The following is a 19,073-nucleotide window of genomic DNA, read 5'->3' on the forward strand; positions in this document are numbered from 1 at the left end:
ATTTCTATGTTTTCATTTCAGTTTATACAAAAAACATTTGCTGGTAACCTGCTCATCAATAGTAAAAGCTTCAATCCTGTTGCTGTATTCAGAGCAGTAATCGCGGATGGCACAGTAGATCAGGAACACACCAAAGAATGGGATGATATGTCAGTTGTGAGGGATTCTGAATTTTTTAATAGCCCTAAAATGGCACTTAAAGCGATTGAGCGGGAACATGAAAAAGTAAAAAGCGGAGCAGATTTCCCTAAGTACATTCAAGCGATCAAAAAGTTAGGCGTAGAAGAATTTGTGACCTATGTATCTGATAGCCACACCCAGTACTTTAGAAATAATGGTCCTCAGATAAGCTCCAAGGCAAAGTATGAACCTTTAGTCGTCGCTGCTGTAAGTCATAAGAAAAAGTTTACGAAGTATTTGAATATGCATCAGGCGGGGCAAACAGACTACCTCAGTTTTTGCAGGCATTGTGCAGAAACAGGAATTGATAGGTGGATAGTGAATTTATCATTGAGGACTTGCACTTATTATGATCAGAAAAGTCAGCTCATCCTGACAGAATCGATCCCTAATTCCGAATTCCCATCTGGTGTTCCATTTGCCGAACCTGGTTTATAGCTTTGCGGATGATATTGCTTTGGAGGGTTATATTATTTATTTTAAGCTCAAGGCTTTCTCTTTTTTTAGACGAGGTTTTCACCAGCAATTAGGCTGTTTGATCATCTCCAGGAAATTGATATAGATGAATGATTAATGACACAAAAGATTGATGGCAAATAGTTATTTGCATTAAAATATAAGCGGATCTGGAAAAAGAAAAAGGATAATAACAGTGCATGGGGTCTATCAAATTCTCAGTCAGATAACAGATTATTTAATTCTAATGCTTGTACTTCTGCCACCCCTTCCAAAACTGTTAAAAGCCCGAAAAGTAAGTAATCCCTTTTTGCTGATTGGGAAAGAATACATAGGGCTCTTTAAATCTGGTTCGGTGCCATCCGTAGTATAACGGATTGTGAAACCTGGAAGCTGTATATTAGCCATCACTTTATCAGCAATTACCTTCAGGCCTACAGCAGGAATCCGGTAATTAAAACCACCTGCATAATGATCTAGCCTGGGTAAGTCACGCTGGCCCAGTCGACGAACAAAACTGCCCCATGCCTTCTGGTACAAAGCTTCGCTTTTTTTTGCATCCGTCTCAATATCCCAGTCGGGCCTTGCCGCCCATGCGCGTTCCGCAAAACCCAGTAATTTAGGAAGTAACATATATTCCAGCTCATCGGCTCCATGAATTTTCTCCGACCAGATCTGGGACTGCAGACCAACAATATTAGATTGTCCAAATTCAGTCAGTCGTTCTTTCCCTTTAAGAATTTCTATAAAATCCAGACGGCTGTAAAAACCGCTTCCCGGCGCATTTTCCGGATCTGGACCAGAACCATATGCTGGTCTGAGATGATTATTTTCATCAATGGTATGCCCTCTTTTAGCACCAACAGCAGTAAGCTCCGGCAAGGAAGGTATTTCCAATCTCCATCCCTCATCATCACTGAAATGGAAATGTAAAGTATTCAGTTTATATAAAGCCAAAAGATCAATCAGCTTGAAAATTTCCTTTTTAGTCTGAAAATTTCGGGCTACGTCCAGCATAAACGAACGGTAAGAAAAACGAGGTTGATCTTCCACCTCCGCAAAAGGAACAGCTACACTTGAAACCAGATTGACAAATTAATCTGGAACGATGAAAGACAGGATTTCGTTTCTAAACATTAAATGTAAGTATAAAGAGTACCCTTGCCTGGCTTAGTTAATGTTATGTTACGGATAACAAATCACAAAAATTTAACACCACTTTAACAAGACCACTTTAACTTTATGACATAACTATTTGGTTAGTATTTATAAGTTTAGTTTATAATGAAAAGCTCGTATGGGTTGGAGCTTTTTACATTAATGTTTTTTAATATGAAAATAAACACTCTTTTCATTGTATTTGTTGTGATTGCTTTAATAGCACCTATCATTTATTTGCTTCACACTATCCGGACAGCCAGCCACTATCAGGAAGAGGAGATGCTCTGGATCTAAGTTTCCGAAGCTATCGCTAGCCGGAGCATCGGCTTCTTTAAGCGGATATTCACTTTCTTAGCGAATTGTTAAGGCTTTCGAATTTAACGGGAACAAGCAACTGAACCATTCATTTACGTCGGTCTGTTTTTTATCGAGACTCCAGTTATATTTGAGATCATATTTCGATTGAAAAAATAAACGGGTTAATTAACACTCGTATTGGTGGGCTTTTATTGAGGCAGACTTTTAAGTTCGAACCGAAAGTGAACTGATAAGTTAAATTTCCTTAGGGTTGTTTTCATCAAACATTGCCAGTATTAAAGTCAATTCCTTTCGCACAATCTAAAAATCACGATCATAAAACCGACTTAAACACGGTTTGTATCGTGTTTGTCCGGCTTTAATTCGGACTGTATCGTCTCTTTTTCAAATTTCTTTTTATCTTTCCTGTTCCTGCGGATCAGAAAAATGATCAGTCCGGCTACTGCAACCAGTACCAGCACTGCAATAGGGTAATTGATTTCCTTCATCAAATCATTAATTTACAAACCATTACAAAAATACGCAACAAAATTGAATCGGTAGATTCTACGCTATAATTTAACACAAAAATAATGTAGGGTTTATCATCTTTCTACTACCTCCCATTCAAGTTCAAGGAATCTCAAGCGCTTTCAAGATTTCCCCCAGTACATTCAAGCGATCAAAAAATTAGGAGTGGAAGAATTTGTGACCCACGTATCCGACAGCCATACCCAGTACTATGGGCGTAATGGCCATCAACTCAGCTCCAAGGCAAAGTATGAACCTTTAGTCGTCGCTGCTGTAAGTCATAAGAAAAAGTTTACGAAGTATTTGAATATGCATCAGGCGGGGCAAACAGATTGCCTTAGCTTTTGCAGGCATTGCGCAGAAACAGGAATCGATAGATGGATAGTGAATTTATTATTGATGACCTGCACTTATTATGATCAGAAAGATCAGCTCATCCTGACAGAATTGATCCCCAATTCTGAATGAAAGATCTGTAGTAGTCTAACCAAAAATAATCAGCCACAACTATACAAATAAACAAACTTGTGGCTGAATAAGGTCTTTTGAAATTGATATAAATGAATGATTAGTGACAGAAAAGATTGATGGCAAATAATTGACGATTTAAAGAACAAGGGATTTATATAATTTGTAAGACTATGTTTGGTGATCATCTCCACTTCTATTGGACTATTTTTAACAGCTTGTACCCAAAGTCAAATAATAAAACAACAAGTAAAAGAACACCCCGAAAATTGCTTTTCATATTTTTCATAAACTATAATTTCTTTTTTCTATCTCTGGAAACTTATATCATGCCCCTGTGTGTGCTAAAAACTCATGTTGGCTTCATGATTTGTTATTTTAATATTCTTTTAAATTGCTTAACCAAACTTACCAACCCTTAATCTTATATTTTTAAGCAATGATTGAAAGATGCTTACCAACGAGCGAACAGGTCTCTACAGTGAGTGGACTTCAGCAGCAGCAGGCAGTGCAAAATGAATTGAAATTGAAGCACCAATATCAGCTTTCTGAAAGTGAGTTAAAAGCCATCAGATCACAAATGAATCCTCATTTCATCTTTAATGTACTCAATTCCATTGAGGCCTATGTAATGGATAACGAGAAAAGAAAAGCTTCCCGACTCATCCAAAATTTGCTTCATTGAGTAAAAACATAAAGAGTATTGCGTCCCCATTAAATCCATAACTAAATAATTAAGGCCTTCAGAAATTAATCTGAAGGCCTTAATTTAAATTCTATTATCCGATATAAAAACTTTCAGATAATCTTCCCATGTTTTTCCCACGGTGGAAAGTTATGTGTTTTCGGAGATACAAGACTCGAACAACATCATTGATGACATCCGCAACGCGGCTGGTTTAGAAGACGACTCATTTAACCCGCTTCCACCCGTTTTAACATGGCTTTAGTTCTTACAATCTTTAAAGCCAGCAAGGATTTTGCTGACTTTTTATGTCTTTGCCAACTCGAACGCGAGCCGATATGAACTGATACGAGCTGATAGTGAGCCGATAATTATAACAGATTATAATAGGAGACTGGCAGATGTTCATAGGCATGTGTCGAAGCTGCTAATATTGTATAGTTACTTACTAATATAAAAAACCAAACGCCCATAATGGTAAAGCATCATTAACTGTGAATGCAACATCATCAATAACCCGGTATCCATTTTCGACTCCCTGTAATTGTTTCAAGGTTTTATTTTTACCCCCTATTTCGAATGTCCATTTACCATTTACCACAAAATCACCATTCTTAGTATAACTTAGCCTATACCCCGCCGATAACTGGCTTGCAAAAAAAGTTTCCCGCAAATTACCTTCATTCGGATCAATATTGGTCAGTGCATATGCAAGGTTCGTATTGTTAAGATATATTTTCTCTGGCTTTTGAAGCGTTACAATACTGATCCCGGAGTAATAGAGCTGCCTGATTAGTTGTGCCCGTTCCAGAAATGACAAATAATTATTAATCGTATTTCGGTGAACGCCACTCTTTTTAGCCAACTCAGTAATATTAGGTTTGTAGGGAACATTAGCTGCCAGCACATAGAATAATTGCAACATTTTACGTGCATTACGGATATCGAAATCATGTAATTCAGCCATGTCATATTCTACAATAATACGGATCAATTGCTGTATGCGGTCTGAAAGGCTTTCCTGATCCTCAGCAAAGAAGGGGTAATAACCATGTCTCAGATAGTCGTTAAAATACTGCAATGGCCTAAACTCAACAGGAAACACTTTTTGCCATTCTTTATCCGGATTAAGCAATTCATCAATAGTAAAAGGATCAATCGTTAATATTCCGCTTAATGAAAGGTATTCCCTATAAGAAAGCCCATGCAAATCGTACATAAGTGCCCGCCGGCTCAAGTCTGCTTCTTCCCTGGCAATATCAATGATTGAAGAGCCCGTAAAAACAATTTTAAGATCTGGATAAAAGTCATATAAATTTTTAATATGCCTCGACCAATCCGGATATTTATGAACTTCGTCTAAAAAAAGGAATTTCCCCCCACCTCTATAAAACTCCTCAGCCGTTTCAACCAATGAATTTGTCGTAAAATAGAGATCGTCTAAAGTAAAATATGCAGCTTCGGTAGGCCTTAAATTCAATTCCTTTAAATACTGAAGTAAAATTGTAGTTTTTCCAGTACCCCTTGCGCCCTTTATCCCTATTAAGCGGTTGTTCCATTTTATTTTGCTATACAAATACCTTTTAAATCCAAGTTTTGCCTGATTAACCAATGATTGCGATCTTTGCAGTAGTACTTCCATTAGATTTTTTTATGCTAAAATAAAATTTTCAATCAACATTGCATACTTAAAAGTGCAATATTGATAAAAAACTGCACACGTTAGTATGCAAAACACACAAAACCTCATCCTTTAATACGGGATAGCTCCTATTACGTTCAATAAAATCGAGTAGGAAGGAACCTTCTTGAGAATCAATTCACAGTTCATAAAAAAAAGCCTCCAGAAATTAATCCAAAGGTCTTCTTTTAAATTTGACTATCCATTATAAAATATTCGGATAATCTTCCCATGTTGTTCCCAAGGTGGGAAAGTTATGTGTCCCCGACGAGATTCGAACTCAAAAAAATTCATTGATGATTTGAAGAAAATTGCAAACTTGAATACATTCACAGAATTGCCATATGATAGTCACAGATGCCCCCTTAGCTTATAGTTCAATGTATTATTCTTATTTTTAGCGTTTAAATAAAAACAAGGGAGGTGATAAATGCCAGTTAAGATTCCGAATAATCTGCCAGCGATTGAGCTTTTAAAGAAGGAAAATATATTTGTTATGAGTGATCTGAGAGCAGATACTCAAGATATTCGCCCAATGCGTGTGCTTATCCTTAACCTGATGCCTCTTAAAATATCTGCTGAAACGGATTTTGTTCGTTTATTATCCAACAATCCCCTACAGGTTGAAGTAGAATTTTTAAGACTCGATTCTCACACTTCTAAGAATATATCTGAAGAACATCTGGAAATGTTCTATAAAGGTTTTGGCGAAATAAAGAAAAACTTCTATGACGGTTTGATCATTACCGGCGCTCCTGTAGAAATGCTGGAATTCGAGGAAGTAAGCTATTGGAATGAGATCACACAAATCTTCGACTGGGCCAGAAAACACGTTACCTCAACGCTCTATATTTGCTGGGCGTCTCAGGCTGCACTATATCATTTTTATGGGGTAGAAAAAAAACCATTAAACGAAAAATTATCCGGGGTTTTCAAGCATACTGCCACTGAAAAGGGGCACTCTTTGTTAAGGGGCTTCGACGACGAATTCTTTATTCCTCATAGCAGGCATACCACAATATTGAAATCGGATTTGGCTGATAAGGCAGATCTTCATATCCTGTCAGAATCTTCGGATGCAGGAATAGCCATTGTATTTTCCCGAGGCGGGCGTGAATTTTATCTTACAGGTCACTCAGAATACGCTCCGCTAACCCTTCACGAGGAATATGTCAGAGACCGGGAGAAAGGTCTTGATGTACCTGTACCGAAAAACTATTACCGGGACAATAATCCAGAGAATGCGCCATTGGTATGTTGGACAAGTCATGCGAATTTACTCTTCAATAATTGGCTCAACTACTTTGTGTACCAGGAGACCCCTTATAATCTAGAGGACGTAGGTAAATTGGGAGAGATTGTTCAAAATGGTTAGATTTTCACGATGACTGGATTATATTACTGTTTTGTTCATTTCGGTGTATGCCAGGGGCGATACAAGCGAAAACTGATATGCGCTGGTTTTTGAGTCAATATCTGTTGCTTCTATATAAATACTCGTAGTTATAGAATCATATCATAAGTACATTTTTTTACTTCTACAATTAGCCGTCATACCTAACGAATTTCTTGTCATAAAAATCTGTCAAAGTCTACAGGATATTCGCATCGGATTTATGAAAAAACAATCATTACAGATATACATCCAAAATCCACGAATATTGGCGCATAAGGCGCGAATATAAAGTCACAGTTTTGTGAGTGATTTATAATGCTGAGTATTACAGAAAATAAGGAATATGACATCATCTACCTATGAATACATCCTTATTCATTTAATTCACCAAAAAAAACAAAAACTATGAAAAAATTATGTGCTGCGTTACTATTCTCTTTTATAGGAATAAGCGCTTTTGCAAGTGATTTGACACCTAAAGTTAAGGGTGCAACACTAGAGGTAAAAACAACCTTGAAAAAAGACAAAATTGAAGTATCAACAGCGAAAGAAGCGGTTGGAAAACTTAAACGTGTACAAGTGAGGGTTGACTGGATGGATGAATGTGGCAATACAATGGCTATATATGTATCAGCACCACAGGGTACACCCTATGGTGACTATTGGATGGCAGCTGCCAACCATGCAATAAATATTATGAATAATAATGGTGGTTGTTTATATTAATTCGACCGTTAGATTCCTGGGGTGCTTTTAACCCCCTTATTTTTTATCCCTTATAATAAAACTGATGCGTAATTACATCAAGCTTATTGCAGCTGCACTACTTTTGTGCAGCTGTTATGCTTTTAAATATAAAAACATAACTGAACCACCTACCGGAGTTGCTTATTATCACTTTTTTCATATCCGAGATACAACAAATACAGGTACTTTATGGGAAGAAGATTTCCTAATGCCTTTTAATGCGTACCAAAGCTTTTATACAAGCTCTACCAAGATGACCCAGGATTCAATCCAGATGGCGAAGATAGAAGCAGCTATGAAAACCGGGAGCAGTACAGTAAATATGGGTACTTTATTACGAACGACCAGTGATAACATTTACCTGAACGAAAAGGAAAGCACACTATATATAAACAAGAACTTTAATCGAAACAACTACCTGATAAAAGAAGCTTTAGAAAAAATAAACTGGAAAATTGAACAGGAAACCATAGAAATATTGGGCTATACCTGTCAGAAAGCTACTGGTAAGTGCAAAGGCAGACAATATACAGCCTGGTTTACTACCGATATACCTGCAAGTCTTGGTCCATGGAAATTACACGGACTACCAGGTTTAATTTTAGAAGCGTATGATGCAAGTCAGAGAATAAAATTCACTTGTACAAAAGTGGTTACAAGTGGCAAAATACCAGCTTCAGTATCATTGGAATTACCTTCAGATGCTACAGCAACTACTACCTCAGCATATAATCAAATGGAGAAAGCCAGCAAAAATGGCTTTGGTATGGATGTCATGAATTCAAGTGGTTTAACCATTGATAATGTAGTTGTAGATAAAAACGGACCTGGTACAACACGCAAGAAATTCACAGTGAATTTCCCGTTGGAATTAACCAAATAAGCTTTGTGCAAAAAAAAACTATTTTACTTATCTTTTTAATATTTTCTACTCTTTTACTTTATGCTCAAAATACCATAACCATAAATGGAATCGTAAAAGACAGTATTGGAACCCCTGTTGGCTCTGCCTCTGTAACCCTTATCAATGAAAATGGCGCAGGAATTTCTTTTACAAAAACAGATCAGCAGGGCTTATTTAATACTGAATTCCAAGGAAATAAAGAGCATCTTTCTCTAAAAATCACGGCTATAGGTTATCAGCAACTTGTGGTCCCGCTTTCCACTATCGCTCATTATCCTTATATCGCAACACTAAAAAAAGCTTACAATCAATTATCAGAAGTTACCGTAAAATCAAAAAGTAAGATATCTCTATCCAGCGATACATTAAAATATAATGTCAGTGCATTCAAGGATAAAAACGATAGGGTAATTGCGGATTTGATCGGTAGACTTCCGGGCATTCAGGTAGATGACAATGGTGCCATTAGCTACAATGGGAAACGCATAACCAGTGTGTATGTAGATGGTGATAATCTTTTGGATGGGAAGTATAGAACTGCCACCAATAATGTGCCTGTTGATGCTGTAGAACAGGTTCAGGTGATAGAAAGAGATCAACCAATCAAAGCTTTGAATGGTTATATGGTAGCCAATAACATTTCGTTAAATTTAAAACTTGCCGATCATGCCCGTACTATTACCATCAACACCGGTTTTTTAGGTTTGGGCAACAAGGCCTATGTTGCAGAATTGAATAATCTTATTTTTAAAAAGAAAATTAAGAGCATAAACAATTTAAAAGTAAATAACATTGGTCAGAATCTACAATCAGAGCATGCGAATATCGGGGTATCTTTCAACAGCAGTGAGATTGGTTTAAAAACCCCAAGACCATACCTTTCTATGATGAGTGAGCGAACTCCCACTCTAGCCGAGAAATATCACCTCATAAATAATGATAACGCAGGGAATATCAATGCACTTTATAAACTTAAATCCGACTGGGACTTACGCTTAAATATTGCTGCCATGGAACTAAAAAGAAATTACAATTACAACAATTCGGTTAATTACTTCTTGCCGAATGCTGATACCGTTCGTTACAATGAAATACAGCATACCATTGAAAAACTAAGCCAATGGCAAATTGGTGCCCAAATCGAGAAAAACAGCAATTCGATATATTTAAAATCTAACACAAAACTAAATCTCCCCAAATGGGATCAAAGTGGCGGCACAAGCCAAAATAACGTAGCATTTAAGCAGATACAGCCAACAAATCAACTGTCCCTGAGCAATGAAACTAATCTTACAAAGGCAATGGGTGTAGATCATGTATTACAGTACAACTCCGTGCTACAGTTCTATAAAATGAACGAAAATCTAAAGATTTCTCCGGGAGTTCAGCAAGCCATTGTTAATGATAGCATTGGCTATTTGATGCTTAGTCAGCAAGTCAGAACAAAAAACCTGTTTATAAATCAATCTGCTACTTATAAAACAAAATTTGATCATTTTATCTTTTCTGCATCGTTAGGCGCATATTATGAACACAATACACTTAACAGTGATTTATACAAAACCGACAGCTTAAACATAATCAGCACAGTTGGCAAACACTTTGAAAATGATGTCGTGTTTGAAAATATAGGGCTCTCCGGAAAAGCGGCACTAATTTACAAGCTGCAAAGAGGTTCCTTAAGCCTGGAAACTACTCCTACCTACAGCTTAATAAAGTACAATACACTTGATGCTGTAAACGCTAAAAAAAACACCTATTTTCTGTTTAACCCAATAATAGAATTCCGTAACAAAATAGGAAAATACAGTGAGCTTGATTTTAGATACAGCCGACAAACCAGCTTCGGTGAAATTACTGATATTTATCCTGGTAATATATTGGTAAGTTACAGGCAATTTAGCTCGAATGACATACCCTTGCCTAAAACAGATCTACACGTTATTGGAGCCAGATATGCTTATCGTAAACCCATAAAAATGTTATTTTACTTTATTTCCTTAAACTACGATAGAACCGGGCAGAATTTTATAAATTCTTATGTTATTGATAGTGGTGTTACCAAAGCTATTGCCATAGATTATAAAAATGTCACAAACAAGTATGCCTTTATTGGAAATATTTCGAAATATCTATTTTCAATTGCTACTAGTATTTCAGCAAGCGGGAATATAGGATTGCAACAAGGAAACAGTCTGTACAACAACGAAATTTCCCCTTTCAATGCTTACAGCATGAATTTATCGCTAACAGCGAGAAAAAAAATATTATCTAAAATAACGATTTCACTTACTGGAGATCTGGGAAAATTTATCAATGAACAAAATACATTGGATGATCCGGTGATAAAGAGCATCACCAGGTTAAGCAAACTAAAAACAGAATGGCAACACAATTTAAGCGACCAAGTAGGTTATACAATTGCTTATAATTTTACTTCTTATCAGCAGGCATTAAGACAAATGGTAAATAATAGCTTCTTGGATTTGAATTTAAAGTACAGTCCTGCCAAGTGGAAAAGCTTTTTTGAGCTTCAGTGCATAAATTTGATCAATCAGAACCTTTATCAACAAATCAATTCGGATTCAAATCAATTATCGACATTTCAATTACCCCTAAGACCACGAACACTCTTGTTAAAGTACTCGTTTACCTTTTAAGATGGGAAATATTCATTCTCCATGAGTTTTCGCATTGAATATTTCATTGAAGCGTTCAGTGTTAACACCATTTTCCCCTTTCCAACCACCTAAAGGCAAAATAATGTCTGAACGATGTGATGTTGTCAACTTTTTACTTGCTTCCCATAATTCTTTTATGCTTGAAAATTTTTCATATTTAGGACTGATAAATTTATTGGGCAAAATTCCACATTCTGCAAGTGTTTGTAAAATCCCATAACGCTTATATTTGTCAGTTTGCTCTAGAATTTTTTCTGACGCAATTCTTTTTTCTAGCTTTCCTGGTGTTTCCTTATCATCAGCATTTGAAATAAACTCAACTAATTCGTCCAACTTTTTTCGGTCGGATTTTGTTATTTCTGGTTTTTCAAAAGTCAGAGCTTCTTCAAGTTCAGTTAAAAAATTTAGCGGTGTTTCATTCCACGAGTGTCCCAAATAATAGGTGTAAAGTTGATGTGTTTTGTCTTCTGTCTTAACTTTTGGCAAACCACATATTTCACAATTCGCCTTACCCACAAAGTCGTGCTTACATAAATGCTTTAGATACAAATAACTCATTAAAGTTTGTCTTGCTCTTGGCAATTCTCCTGTCACTCCTTTTATAAACATTGCAGTAACAAAGTCGAGTGTCAATTTTTTATTTTCTCGAAGTTTCAGCAATCTGCCCAAAGTATTATCGTGTTCAAAAGTTTCAAAATTATTTGGTTTCAGTCCATTAATTTCCAATAATTTTAAATCTGCCTGTGTTACAGCCGTTGGAACTTTATGTTCGTGTCTGTCAAGCGATAAATTATAAAATCCATTTTCGTGAAAGTAGATTTTTTTCAATATCGAATATATCTTTTTATCCATATCATTTGTTTCAGTAGGGTCTGTCAAAAATAGCAGGTAACGTTTCGGGGTAAGCTTTGTAACTTTCATAACCGGGTCATAATATTCCATTTCCGGAACACTACCAAATACCTTCTTTAGCTGTTCAATAGTCATTCCAAATTGAATTTCACCCACACTAACATAAGGAACAATCTCAAAATTTTTATTCATCATTTAAATATTTTACAATAACAGATTAAGCATTAATTCTTCAGCTTCTTTTTTAAAACCTGTATCCCAGTTTTATTTTGGAAGATAAAGCTTAAATGCGGAACGAATGGCCACTTTTGGCGAAATACCCAGCTTATCGATGGTGGATTTTTAGCACAAAAGTTTACTCGAAGAACGAATGCTGAACCTTGTTCCCCTTCGAACTGAACTCAAAAAAATTCATTGATGATTTGAAGAAAATTGCAAGGATTAGCGAGTTGGTTACCCAAGAACCCCTTAGTAGAGATTTTACGTTAAAATATAAGCGGACCTAGAAAAAGAAAAAAATTTAAAAGCGGCTATGCCGATATTTTAGTGCCGATTATTATATAGACAACATGACTGGGGACTGACCATAGAAAGAAAGTCATCGACAGATAAAATTCCCAGATGGGTAATAACTGAACGTTCGAATTAGAATTGTCTAAATTTTGTAAGTAAATCTAACAACTAAAAAAAAAATTGTTTTACTGAACAGTGTTCAATACATTTGCTTCCGAAATAGAATTGCAATTCAATCAATGAAAAAATTATTAATTACAGGAGCAAACGGTGGCATTGGATTAGTGTTATGGGTAAGATCAGTCCCCGGGTTAGTATCCAATTTATATCTTTACATCAATTTTTAAAATTATGGGCATAATCGAACGTAAACGAAGGGAGAAACTAAACATGCGCCAACGCATTTTAAACGGTGCGCGCAAAGTCTTTCTTCAAAAAGGCTACGAGCTAGCTAGTATTCGGAATATTGCCACGGAAATAAGTTATAGTCCGGGGGTTATCTATTTTCATTTTAAGGACAAAGGAGAAATCTTCCGTGAGCTCCACAGAGAGGGCTTTCTGCTGCTAATGAACGAACTACGGATCCTGGATTCTGTCAGTGATCCCTTCGAACGGCTAAAAGCTGTAGGTCGTGTTTTTATACAGTTCGCACAGCAAAATAAGGATTATTATAATTTAATGTTCATCGTGGAAGAGTTATCCAAGAGCGCTGAAGATGGTGGTTTTACTATCGCCAGCGAAGCCATCAGTCATCTCCAGAACTTAATAGAGGAGTGTCAGCAGAGCGGGCGGTTTAAAGGTATGGATTCGGAGTATTTTACTTTCATGACATTATCTGCACTTCACGGAATCTGTGCTCTGTTCTGCAAAGACCGTACTACCAGCTTTATCAACAAAACAAATGATGAGCTGATGATCAACGGCTATGCATGTTTTGTTGCACTGCTGGAAAAAGGTTAATCCCTTTTTTTGACCAATAACTGAACACTGTTTAAATTTATCACAATGATTAAAATAAATCAATATCCAAAAACTATTTACCGGATAATTGTCGTGCAAGCGCTCATTGCTTTCCTTCCGATTGCCCTTCATGCGCAGACCCACCTTAGCCAATATATACAGCAGGGCCTGGAATCTAATCAGAGTATCAACCAACAGGGCTTTCTGTTGCAGCGAAACATTGCAGCACTTCAAGAGGCAAAAAGCATGTTTCTTCCCAGCGTTAGCTTTTCTACCACATATACCAAAGCAGACGGTGGCCGGAGCATTGATTTTCCAGCAGGTGACCTGTTCAATGCTGCCTATGCTACACTCAACCAGCTTACCGGCACAAATAATTTCCCACAATTGCAAAATCAAAGCATTTTGCTCAACCCTGACAACTTTTACGATGCAAAGTTCCGCACGAGTTTGCCGATCTTGAATGCAGAACTGATTTACAACAAGCGAATTAAATCACAGCAGATCGATTTGCAGAAAGCGGAGGTATTGCTCTATAAACGTGAATTGGTCAAAGAAATCAAAACCGCCTATTACAGCTACCTCAAATCCATCAACGCAATTAATATATATCATTCTTTTCTTAAGCTTTTGGAAGAAGGAGAACGGGTCAACAGAAAACTCTTCGAAAACAACAAAATCAACCGCACCGCGGTCATAAGAAGCCAGAATGAAGTATCAAAAATAAACGCATCACTGGTATCTGCAAAAAAAACAGAAGAATCTGCACGCTACTATTTCAACTTTCTGTTAAACAGACCCTTGACGGACAGCATTATTACAGATGACGCCCCGTTCGAACCAGCGCAGGATCTGTTACAATCTGATGAAGTAAGCAGACGTGAAGAATTGATAAAATTGGAAATTTCAAAAGACATCAACAAAAACCTGACTGGTCTTGCCAAGTCTTACCTGATACCAAAAGTAGGTACCTCACTTGATTTGGGATCGCAGGCTTTTGACTGGAAGTTCAATAACAACAGCCGCTATTACCTGCTTGGGGTTTCCCTGGAATGGAATCTCTTCTCTTCGGGAAGGAATTCCTATAAAATAAAACAATCTATCGCTTCCCAATATGCTACTGAAGCACAAAGCAGTTACGTCACTCAGCAACTTCTCACCGAGCTTAAGGTTCGAAAAGCCAACCTTCAAAGTGCCGCCGCGCAGTACCAAGCGGCACAATCACAGCTTAAGACCAGCAACATCTATTATAATGATATGACCAAGCTTTATAAAGAGGGAATGGCCATTTATATCGAACTGCTGGATGCCCAGAACCAGTGGGTAGATGCCCAGCTCCAGTCCAACATAGCCCTATTCGACACCTGGATATCCCTTACCGCTATCGAACGTGCCAACGCCAGTTTCAACATACAATAAAGATCATGAACAAGACACAACTCACACTTATTGCGCTTACATCACTATTGTTCGCCTGCAAAGAAAAACCAAAAAATACAAATCCCCTGGGCCAACCGGACATCATCTCGGTGAAGGTTGCCCCCGTTTCCTCATTTGGCGTTACAAGTACCATTCAGACTACTGGGCTGGTAAGCACTGAAAATGAAGCCAATTATTCATTTAAGATTGGCGGTGTAATCAGCAGCATACTGGTAGATGAGGGGCAGTTCTTTAAAAAGGGGCAGTTGCTCGCCACCCTTAACACCACCGAGATTGCGGCTGGATTGGCCCAGGCAGACCTTGGTGTAGATAAGGCCGTACGAGACTATGCCAGGGCAGTAAACCTTTACAAAGACAGTGTATTTACCCTTGAACAGCTTCAGAATACCAAGACGACGCTGGATGTTGCAAAAAAAACAAGTGAGGCTACGGCTTTTAACCAGCGATATGCCAAGATTTATGCGGCTTCTGATGGTTTTGTAACCAAAAAGGTGGCTAGTGAAGGGGAAGTGATTGGCGGGGGAATGGCGGTGCTGATGACCAACTCAACCCAAAAAAGTGATAGCTACCTATTGAAGGTTGGGGTAACCGATCAGGAATGGGCCGGGATCAAGGTGGGGCAACAGGCCATTGTTAACCTTGACGGATACCCTGATCAGCAATTCCAAGCAACGGTACTGCGTAAACTTCAGGCAGCTGATGCCGCCATAGGATCTTTTCAGGTAGAACTGAAGCTCCAACTCGGCAGTTTAAGGCCTGCGATTGGCATGTTTGGGAAAGCAATAATCCAGACCAATGCTTCACAAGATGCTACTGTGATCCCCTTTAGTGCACTGGTAGAAGCAGATGGTGAGACAGGCTACATCTTTACCCCCAAAGGGGCAAATCGCGTTAAAAAAGTGCCGGTAACCATCCTGAAGTTTGACAATAAAAATGTCTACCTGAAAGATAAAATGGAAGGAATAGAGCGCATAGTTATTTCTAATAGCGCCTATCTCAACGAACAGTCCACCGTAAAAATTATCAAGTAAAAACGCCGACATGAAAATTACAAATTTTGCCGTAAAGAACTATCAGTTTACCCTGATCATATTTGTACTGGTTGCGGTGGTGGGTCTGCTGACGCTCTTTACCATGCCCCGCTCGGAAGATCCCACAACCCATCCCCCACAATATCTGGTTACGGTAATCTATCCCGGTACCAGTCCTAAGGATATGGAAGAACAGGTGGTAAAACCCATAGAAAACAAGATTTATGGTCTGGAGAATATAGATAAGATACTGACCACTGTGGAAGATGGTGTAGCGGCTATACAGATCAAATTCAAGTATGGAGTGGATGTGGATAACAAGTACCAGGAAATATCAACCGAGATCAATGCCCTTAAAAATGGCGAACTTCCTAAGGACATCTACCTGATAAAGACAGAAAAAATTGCCTCATCAGATGTAAAGATCATCCAGGTTGCGCTGATCTCAAATACAGCCTCGTCCAAAACATTAAGGGACAATGCAGACAAATTGAAAACCCAGCTGGAAAAGATCACCAACCTGAGAGAGGTGAAATACACTGGAATGCCAGAGCAGGAAATCCGGATCGATATGCAACTGGATAAGCTCGCCCAGTTCAAAATACCCTTAAATCTGGTTATGGGCAGCCTGCAAAGTGAGGCGGCGGACATCCCGGGGGGAAGCATCAACATGGAGAGCAAGGTCTTTAATGTAAAGACCAGTGGCAAATTCAAGAATGTAGAAGATGTGGCCAACACAGTCATCTATAATGCCAATGGAAAAATTATATACCTGAAGGATGTGGCCCAGGTGGGCTATAAAGACGGTACCATTAACCACATCACCAGGATCAACGGGCAACGCTGTATATTGGTTACTTCTTCGATGAAGAACAATGTGGATATCAGCCAGGTCAAAAAAGAGTACACTCCGGTATTAGAACAATTTTCTGAAACACTGCCGGAGACCATCAAAATGGTCAAGAATTTTGACCAGGCAGATATGGTTTCAAAACGCTTGGGACACTTGGGCTTTGATTTTGGATTGGCCATCCTACTCGTGGTGGTTACCCTCTTACCTTTGGGCTTCAGGCCATCGCTGATCGTAATGATTTCCATCCCACTCTCACTGGCCCTGGGCCTGATCGCAATGAACCTGTTGGGCTTCTCGCTAAACCAGCTCAGTATTGTTGGGCTTGTGGTAGCATTAGGGCTATTAGTGGACGACAGTATCGTTGTTGTTGAGAATATCGAAAGGTGGCTTAGGGAAGGTCATACCAGGAAGGATGCTATTTTAAAGGGAACCAAGCAGATTGGGGCAGCGGTTGTAGGTTGTACCGCAACGCTTGTGATTGCTTTTTTACCATTAGCATTTCTGCCTGATACAGCCGGAGAATTTATCCGAAGCCTTCCTATGGCGATTATCACAAGTGTATTGGCCTCCATGATCGTGGCGCTTACGCTGGTACCTTTTATCGGCAGTAAGATCCTAAAAACCCATACCCACGGAGAAGGAAATTATTTCTTGAGAAAATTGCAGGGCTTTTTGACCTGGTCATATCGCGGCATCATGCCATTGGCACTAAAGTCGCCGAAAGTAACTATTGGTATATCCATCGCATTGAGCGTTTTGGCTTTTTTACTGTTTCCGCTGGCAGGCTTTAAGCTTTTCCCTACTTCGGAAAAACCGATGTTCCTCATCAACATTAAAATGCCCTTACAAGCAAATATCCCGGAAAGCGACAGGGCCGCAAAGCTGGTAGAAACAGAACTGAAAAAACATAGCGAAATCATTTATTATACCTCTAACGTAGGAAAAGGCAATCCACAGATCTATTACAACGTACACCAACAGGACATTAAACCGGATTTTGCACAGATTTTCGTGCAATTGGAAGAAGACACCAGTCCGAATGATAAGACTGAACTGATCAAAACGCTCAGACTCAAGTTCGGCGATTTCCCATATGCAAAAATAGAGGTGAAGGATTTTGAACAGGGCACTCCGATTGAAGCCAACATAGTGGTGAGGATCTTTGGAGAGAATCAGGATACCCTCAGATCGCTTTCGTTCAAAGTCGAAGAACTGTTGCGCAAACATCCCGGTACTTTTTTTATCAATAATGAACTCAATACCTATAAATCTGACGTAAAAATCAAGATCGATAAGGAAAAGGCGCGTACATTGGGCGTATTGACCAGCGACATTGACAAAGTGATCAGGATGGCCGTTGCCGGACTGACTGTTGGAGATTATATTGATGACAGGGGCGATTCAAGGAACGTGGTGATTACCATCCCACGTGATAAATTTTCAAATCTGGACGCATTAAAGAACCTTTACGTGAATAATATTCAGGGTTCACCTATACAGATCGATCAGGTTGCAACCATTGGTCTGGAAACCTCCCCTACCGCCATCAATCATTTCAATAAATCACGGTTTGCAAAGGTTACCTCGCTCACCAAGGACAATGTGCTCGCGAACGATATACTCAAGGACATTGTACCAGAACTCAATAAACTGAAAATGCCCAAAGGCTATTATTATAAACTGTCGGGGGAAGCTGAATCGGAAGGTGATGCACTGGGCGGTAATTTCCTTTCGGTCATCATTCTAAGCACCTTCCTGTTTATCGCTGTACTACTGTTACAATTCAAAACATTTAAGGGGATCATCATTGTGTTATCGATTATCCCACTGGGCGTTTTGGGTGGGGTGATATTCCTGTTGATCACGGGCAACCCAATGTCCCTGGTATCCATCATCGGTTTCATCGGTCTATCGGGGATTCAGGTAAAGAACTCTCTGTTGCTTGTTGATTTCACCAATCAGTTGAGGGAAGAAGGAAAAAGTATAGATGAGGCCATCCATATAGCTGGTGAAACCAGGTTCTTACCTGTTGTACTCACCTCAATAACGGCCATCTGTGGACTTATACCCATCGCCCTAAATCCGAATCCACAGATCGCACCACTTGCTATTGTACTGATCGGAGGACTGATTAGCTCGACAATATTGTCAAGGATCGTGACACCCGTAATGTATAAACTTATACCTCCACAATTGCACGAGAAGATATGATGTGTCAAAATAGAGACTCAAATTAA

Annotated in this window: 14 protein-coding genes and 1 pseudogene; 11 read left to right on the plus strand and 4 right to left on the minus strand. The window is 38.6% G+C overall.

Going from position 1 to position 19,073, the window contains the following annotated elements:
- On the plus strand, nt 1-618 hold a 618-nt coding region (locus tag BLS35_RS24275; protein WP_254779120.1), incomplete at its 5' end, for a DUF1398 domain-containing protein.
- Nucleotides 619-870: 252 nt separating this feature from the next.
- Here BLS35_RS24275 and BLS35_RS24280 read toward each other — a convergent pair.
- Both BLS35_RS24280 and BLS35_RS27945 read right to left on the minus strand, forming a co-directional pair.
- Nucleotides 871-1,689, minus strand: a complete 819-nt coding sequence (locus tag BLS35_RS24280; RefSeq protein WP_256375317.1) for a family 20 glycosylhydrolase — start codon at nt 1,687-1,689, stop codon at nt 871-873.
- A gap of 752 nt (nt 1,690-2,441) precedes the next feature.
- A complete protein-coding gene (locus BLS35_RS27945) occupies nt 2,442-2,603 on the minus strand; it encodes a FeoB-associated Cys-rich membrane protein (RefSeq protein WP_165973411.1) in 162 nt (53 codons plus the stop codon).
- 145 nt (nt 2,604-2,748) lie between these two features.
- Between BLS35_RS27945 and BLS35_RS24285 the strand changes: the two are divergent.
- Both BLS35_RS24285 and BLS35_RS24290 read left to right on the plus strand, forming a co-directional pair.
- Nucleotides 2,749-3,093 (plus strand): annotated as a pseudogene (locus tag BLS35_RS24285) (DUF1398 domain-containing protein); the annotation flags it as partial.
- A 439-nt stretch (nt 3,094-3,532) separates the two neighbouring features.
- On the plus strand, nt 3,533-3,778 hold the full coding sequence (locus tag BLS35_RS24290) for a histidine kinase (protein WP_090786272.1): 246 nt from the start codon (nt 3,533-3,535) through the stop codon (nt 3,776-3,778).
- 448 nt (nt 3,779-4,226) lie between these two features.
- On the opposite strand, the gene BLS35_RS24295 is transcribed toward BLS35_RS24290, so the two are convergent.
- Nucleotides 4,227-5,420, minus strand: a complete 1,194-nt coding sequence (locus BLS35_RS24295; RefSeq protein WP_090786274.1) for an ATP-binding protein — start codon at nt 5,418-5,420, stop codon at nt 4,227-4,229.
- A 469-nt stretch (nt 5,421-5,889) separates the two neighbouring features.
- On the opposite strand from BLS35_RS24295, the gene metA reads away from it, so the two are divergent.
- The 4 genes from metA to BLS35_RS24315 all read left to right on the plus strand — a co-directional run bounded on the left by metA (nt 5,890) and on the right by BLS35_RS24315 (nt 11,166).
- Nucleotides 5,890-6,834: a homoserine O-acetyltransferase MetA gene (gene metA / locus BLS35_RS24300; RefSeq protein ID WP_090786276.1), complete on the plus strand. Its 945-nt coding sequence runs from the start codon at nt 5,890-5,892 to the stop codon at nt 6,832-6,834.
- Nucleotides 6,835-7,260: 426 nt separating this feature from the next.
- Complete coding sequence (locus BLS35_RS24305; protein WP_090786277.1) at nt 7,261-7,581, plus strand: hypothetical protein; 321 nt, start codon at nt 7,261-7,263, stop codon at nt 7,579-7,581.
- Nucleotides 7,582-7,645: 64 nt separating this feature from the next.
- The gene (locus tag BLS35_RS24310) at nt 7,646-8,485 is read left to right on the plus strand and encodes a GLPGLI family protein (RefSeq protein ID WP_090786279.1); all 840 of its coding nucleotides are present in this window, start codon (nt 7,646-7,648) and stop codon (nt 8,483-8,485) included.
- Nucleotides 8,486-8,490: 5 nt separating this feature from the next.
- On the plus strand, nt 8,491-11,166 hold the full coding sequence (locus BLS35_RS24315; RefSeq protein WP_090786281.1) for a Plug and carboxypeptidase regulatory-like domain-containing protein: 2,676 nt from the start codon (nt 8,491-8,493) through the stop codon (nt 11,164-11,166).
- Nucleotides 11,167-11,178: 12 nt separating this feature from the next.
- Here BLS35_RS24315 and BLS35_RS24320 read toward each other — a convergent pair whose 3' ends face one another.
- Nucleotides 11,179-12,234, minus strand: coding sequence for a hypothetical protein (locus BLS35_RS24320; RefSeq protein ID WP_132226067.1), 1,056 nt, complete (start codon nt 12,232-12,234; stop codon nt 11,179-11,181).
- 669 nt (nt 12,235-12,903) lie between these two features.
- Between BLS35_RS24320 and BLS35_RS24325 the strand changes: the two genes are divergently transcribed.
- The 4 genes from BLS35_RS24325 to BLS35_RS24340 are packed head-to-tail and all read left to right on the plus strand — an operon-like array spanning nt 12,904 to nt 19,047.
- Nucleotides 12,904-13,512, plus strand: a complete 609-nt coding sequence (locus tag BLS35_RS24325; protein WP_090786285.1) for a TetR/AcrR family transcriptional regulator — start codon at nt 12,904-12,906, stop codon at nt 13,510-13,512.
- 45 nt (nt 13,513-13,557) lie between these two features.
- Nucleotides 13,558-14,931: a TolC family protein gene (locus BLS35_RS24330; RefSeq protein ID WP_090786287.1), complete on the plus strand. Its 1,374-nt coding sequence runs from the start codon at nt 13,558-13,560 to the stop codon at nt 14,929-14,931.
- Between the two features lie 5 nt (nt 14,932-14,936).
- Complete coding sequence (locus BLS35_RS24335; protein WP_090786290.1) at nt 14,937-15,983, plus strand: efflux RND transporter periplasmic adaptor subunit; 1,047 nt, start codon at nt 14,937-14,939, stop codon at nt 15,981-15,983.
- Between the two features lie 10 nt (nt 15,984-15,993).
- Nucleotides 15,994-19,047, plus strand: a complete 3,054-nt coding sequence (locus BLS35_RS24340; protein WP_090786293.1) for an efflux RND transporter permease subunit — start codon at nt 15,994-15,996, stop codon at nt 19,045-19,047.
- Nucleotides 19,048-19,073 lie beyond the last annotated feature (26 nt).

The organism is Pedobacter sp. ok626, assembly GCF_900100435.1.
In the GTDB taxonomy this organism is placed as follows: domain Bacteria; phylum Bacteroidota; class Bacteroidia; order Sphingobacteriales; family Sphingobacteriaceae; genus Pedobacter.

Coding starts and splice junctions, on each gene's coding strand:
- BLS35_RS27945 (WP_165973411.1), bottom strand. CDS start 2,603: ATGAAGGAAATCAATTACCCTATTGCAGTGCTGGTACTGGTTGCAGTA.
- BLS35_RS24290 (WP_090786272.1), top strand. CDS start 3,533: ATGATTGAAAGATGCTTACCAACGAGCGAACAGGTCTCTACAGTGAGT.
- BLS35_RS24295 (WP_090786274.1), bottom strand. CDS start 5,420: ATGGAAGTACTACTGCAAAGATCGCAATCATTGGTTAATCAGGCAAAA.
- metA (WP_090786276.1), top strand. CDS start 5,890: ATGCCAGTTAAGATTCCGAATAATCTGCCAGCGATTGAGCTTTTAAAG.
- BLS35_RS24305 (WP_090786277.1), top strand. CDS start 7,261: ATGAAAAAATTATGTGCTGCGTTACTATTCTCTTTTATAGGAATAAGC.
- BLS35_RS24310 (WP_090786279.1), top strand. CDS start 7,646: ATGCGTAATTACATCAAGCTTATTGCAGCTGCACTACTTTTGTGCAGC.
- BLS35_RS24320 (WP_132226067.1), bottom strand. CDS start 12,234: ATGATGAATAAAAATTTTGAGATTGTTCCTTATGTTAGTGTGGGTGAA.
- BLS35_RS24325 (WP_090786285.1), top strand. CDS start 12,904: ATGGGCATAATCGAACGTAAACGAAGGGAGAAACTAAACATGCGCCAA.
- BLS35_RS24330 (WP_090786287.1), top strand. CDS start 13,558: ATGATTAAAATAAATCAATATCCAAAAACTATTTACCGGATAATTGTC.
- BLS35_RS24335 (WP_090786290.1), top strand. CDS start 14,937: ATGAACAAGACACAACTCACACTTATTGCGCTTACATCACTATTGTTC.
- BLS35_RS24340 (WP_090786293.1), top strand. CDS start 15,994: ATGAAAATTACAAATTTTGCCGTAAAGAACTATCAGTTTACCCTGATC.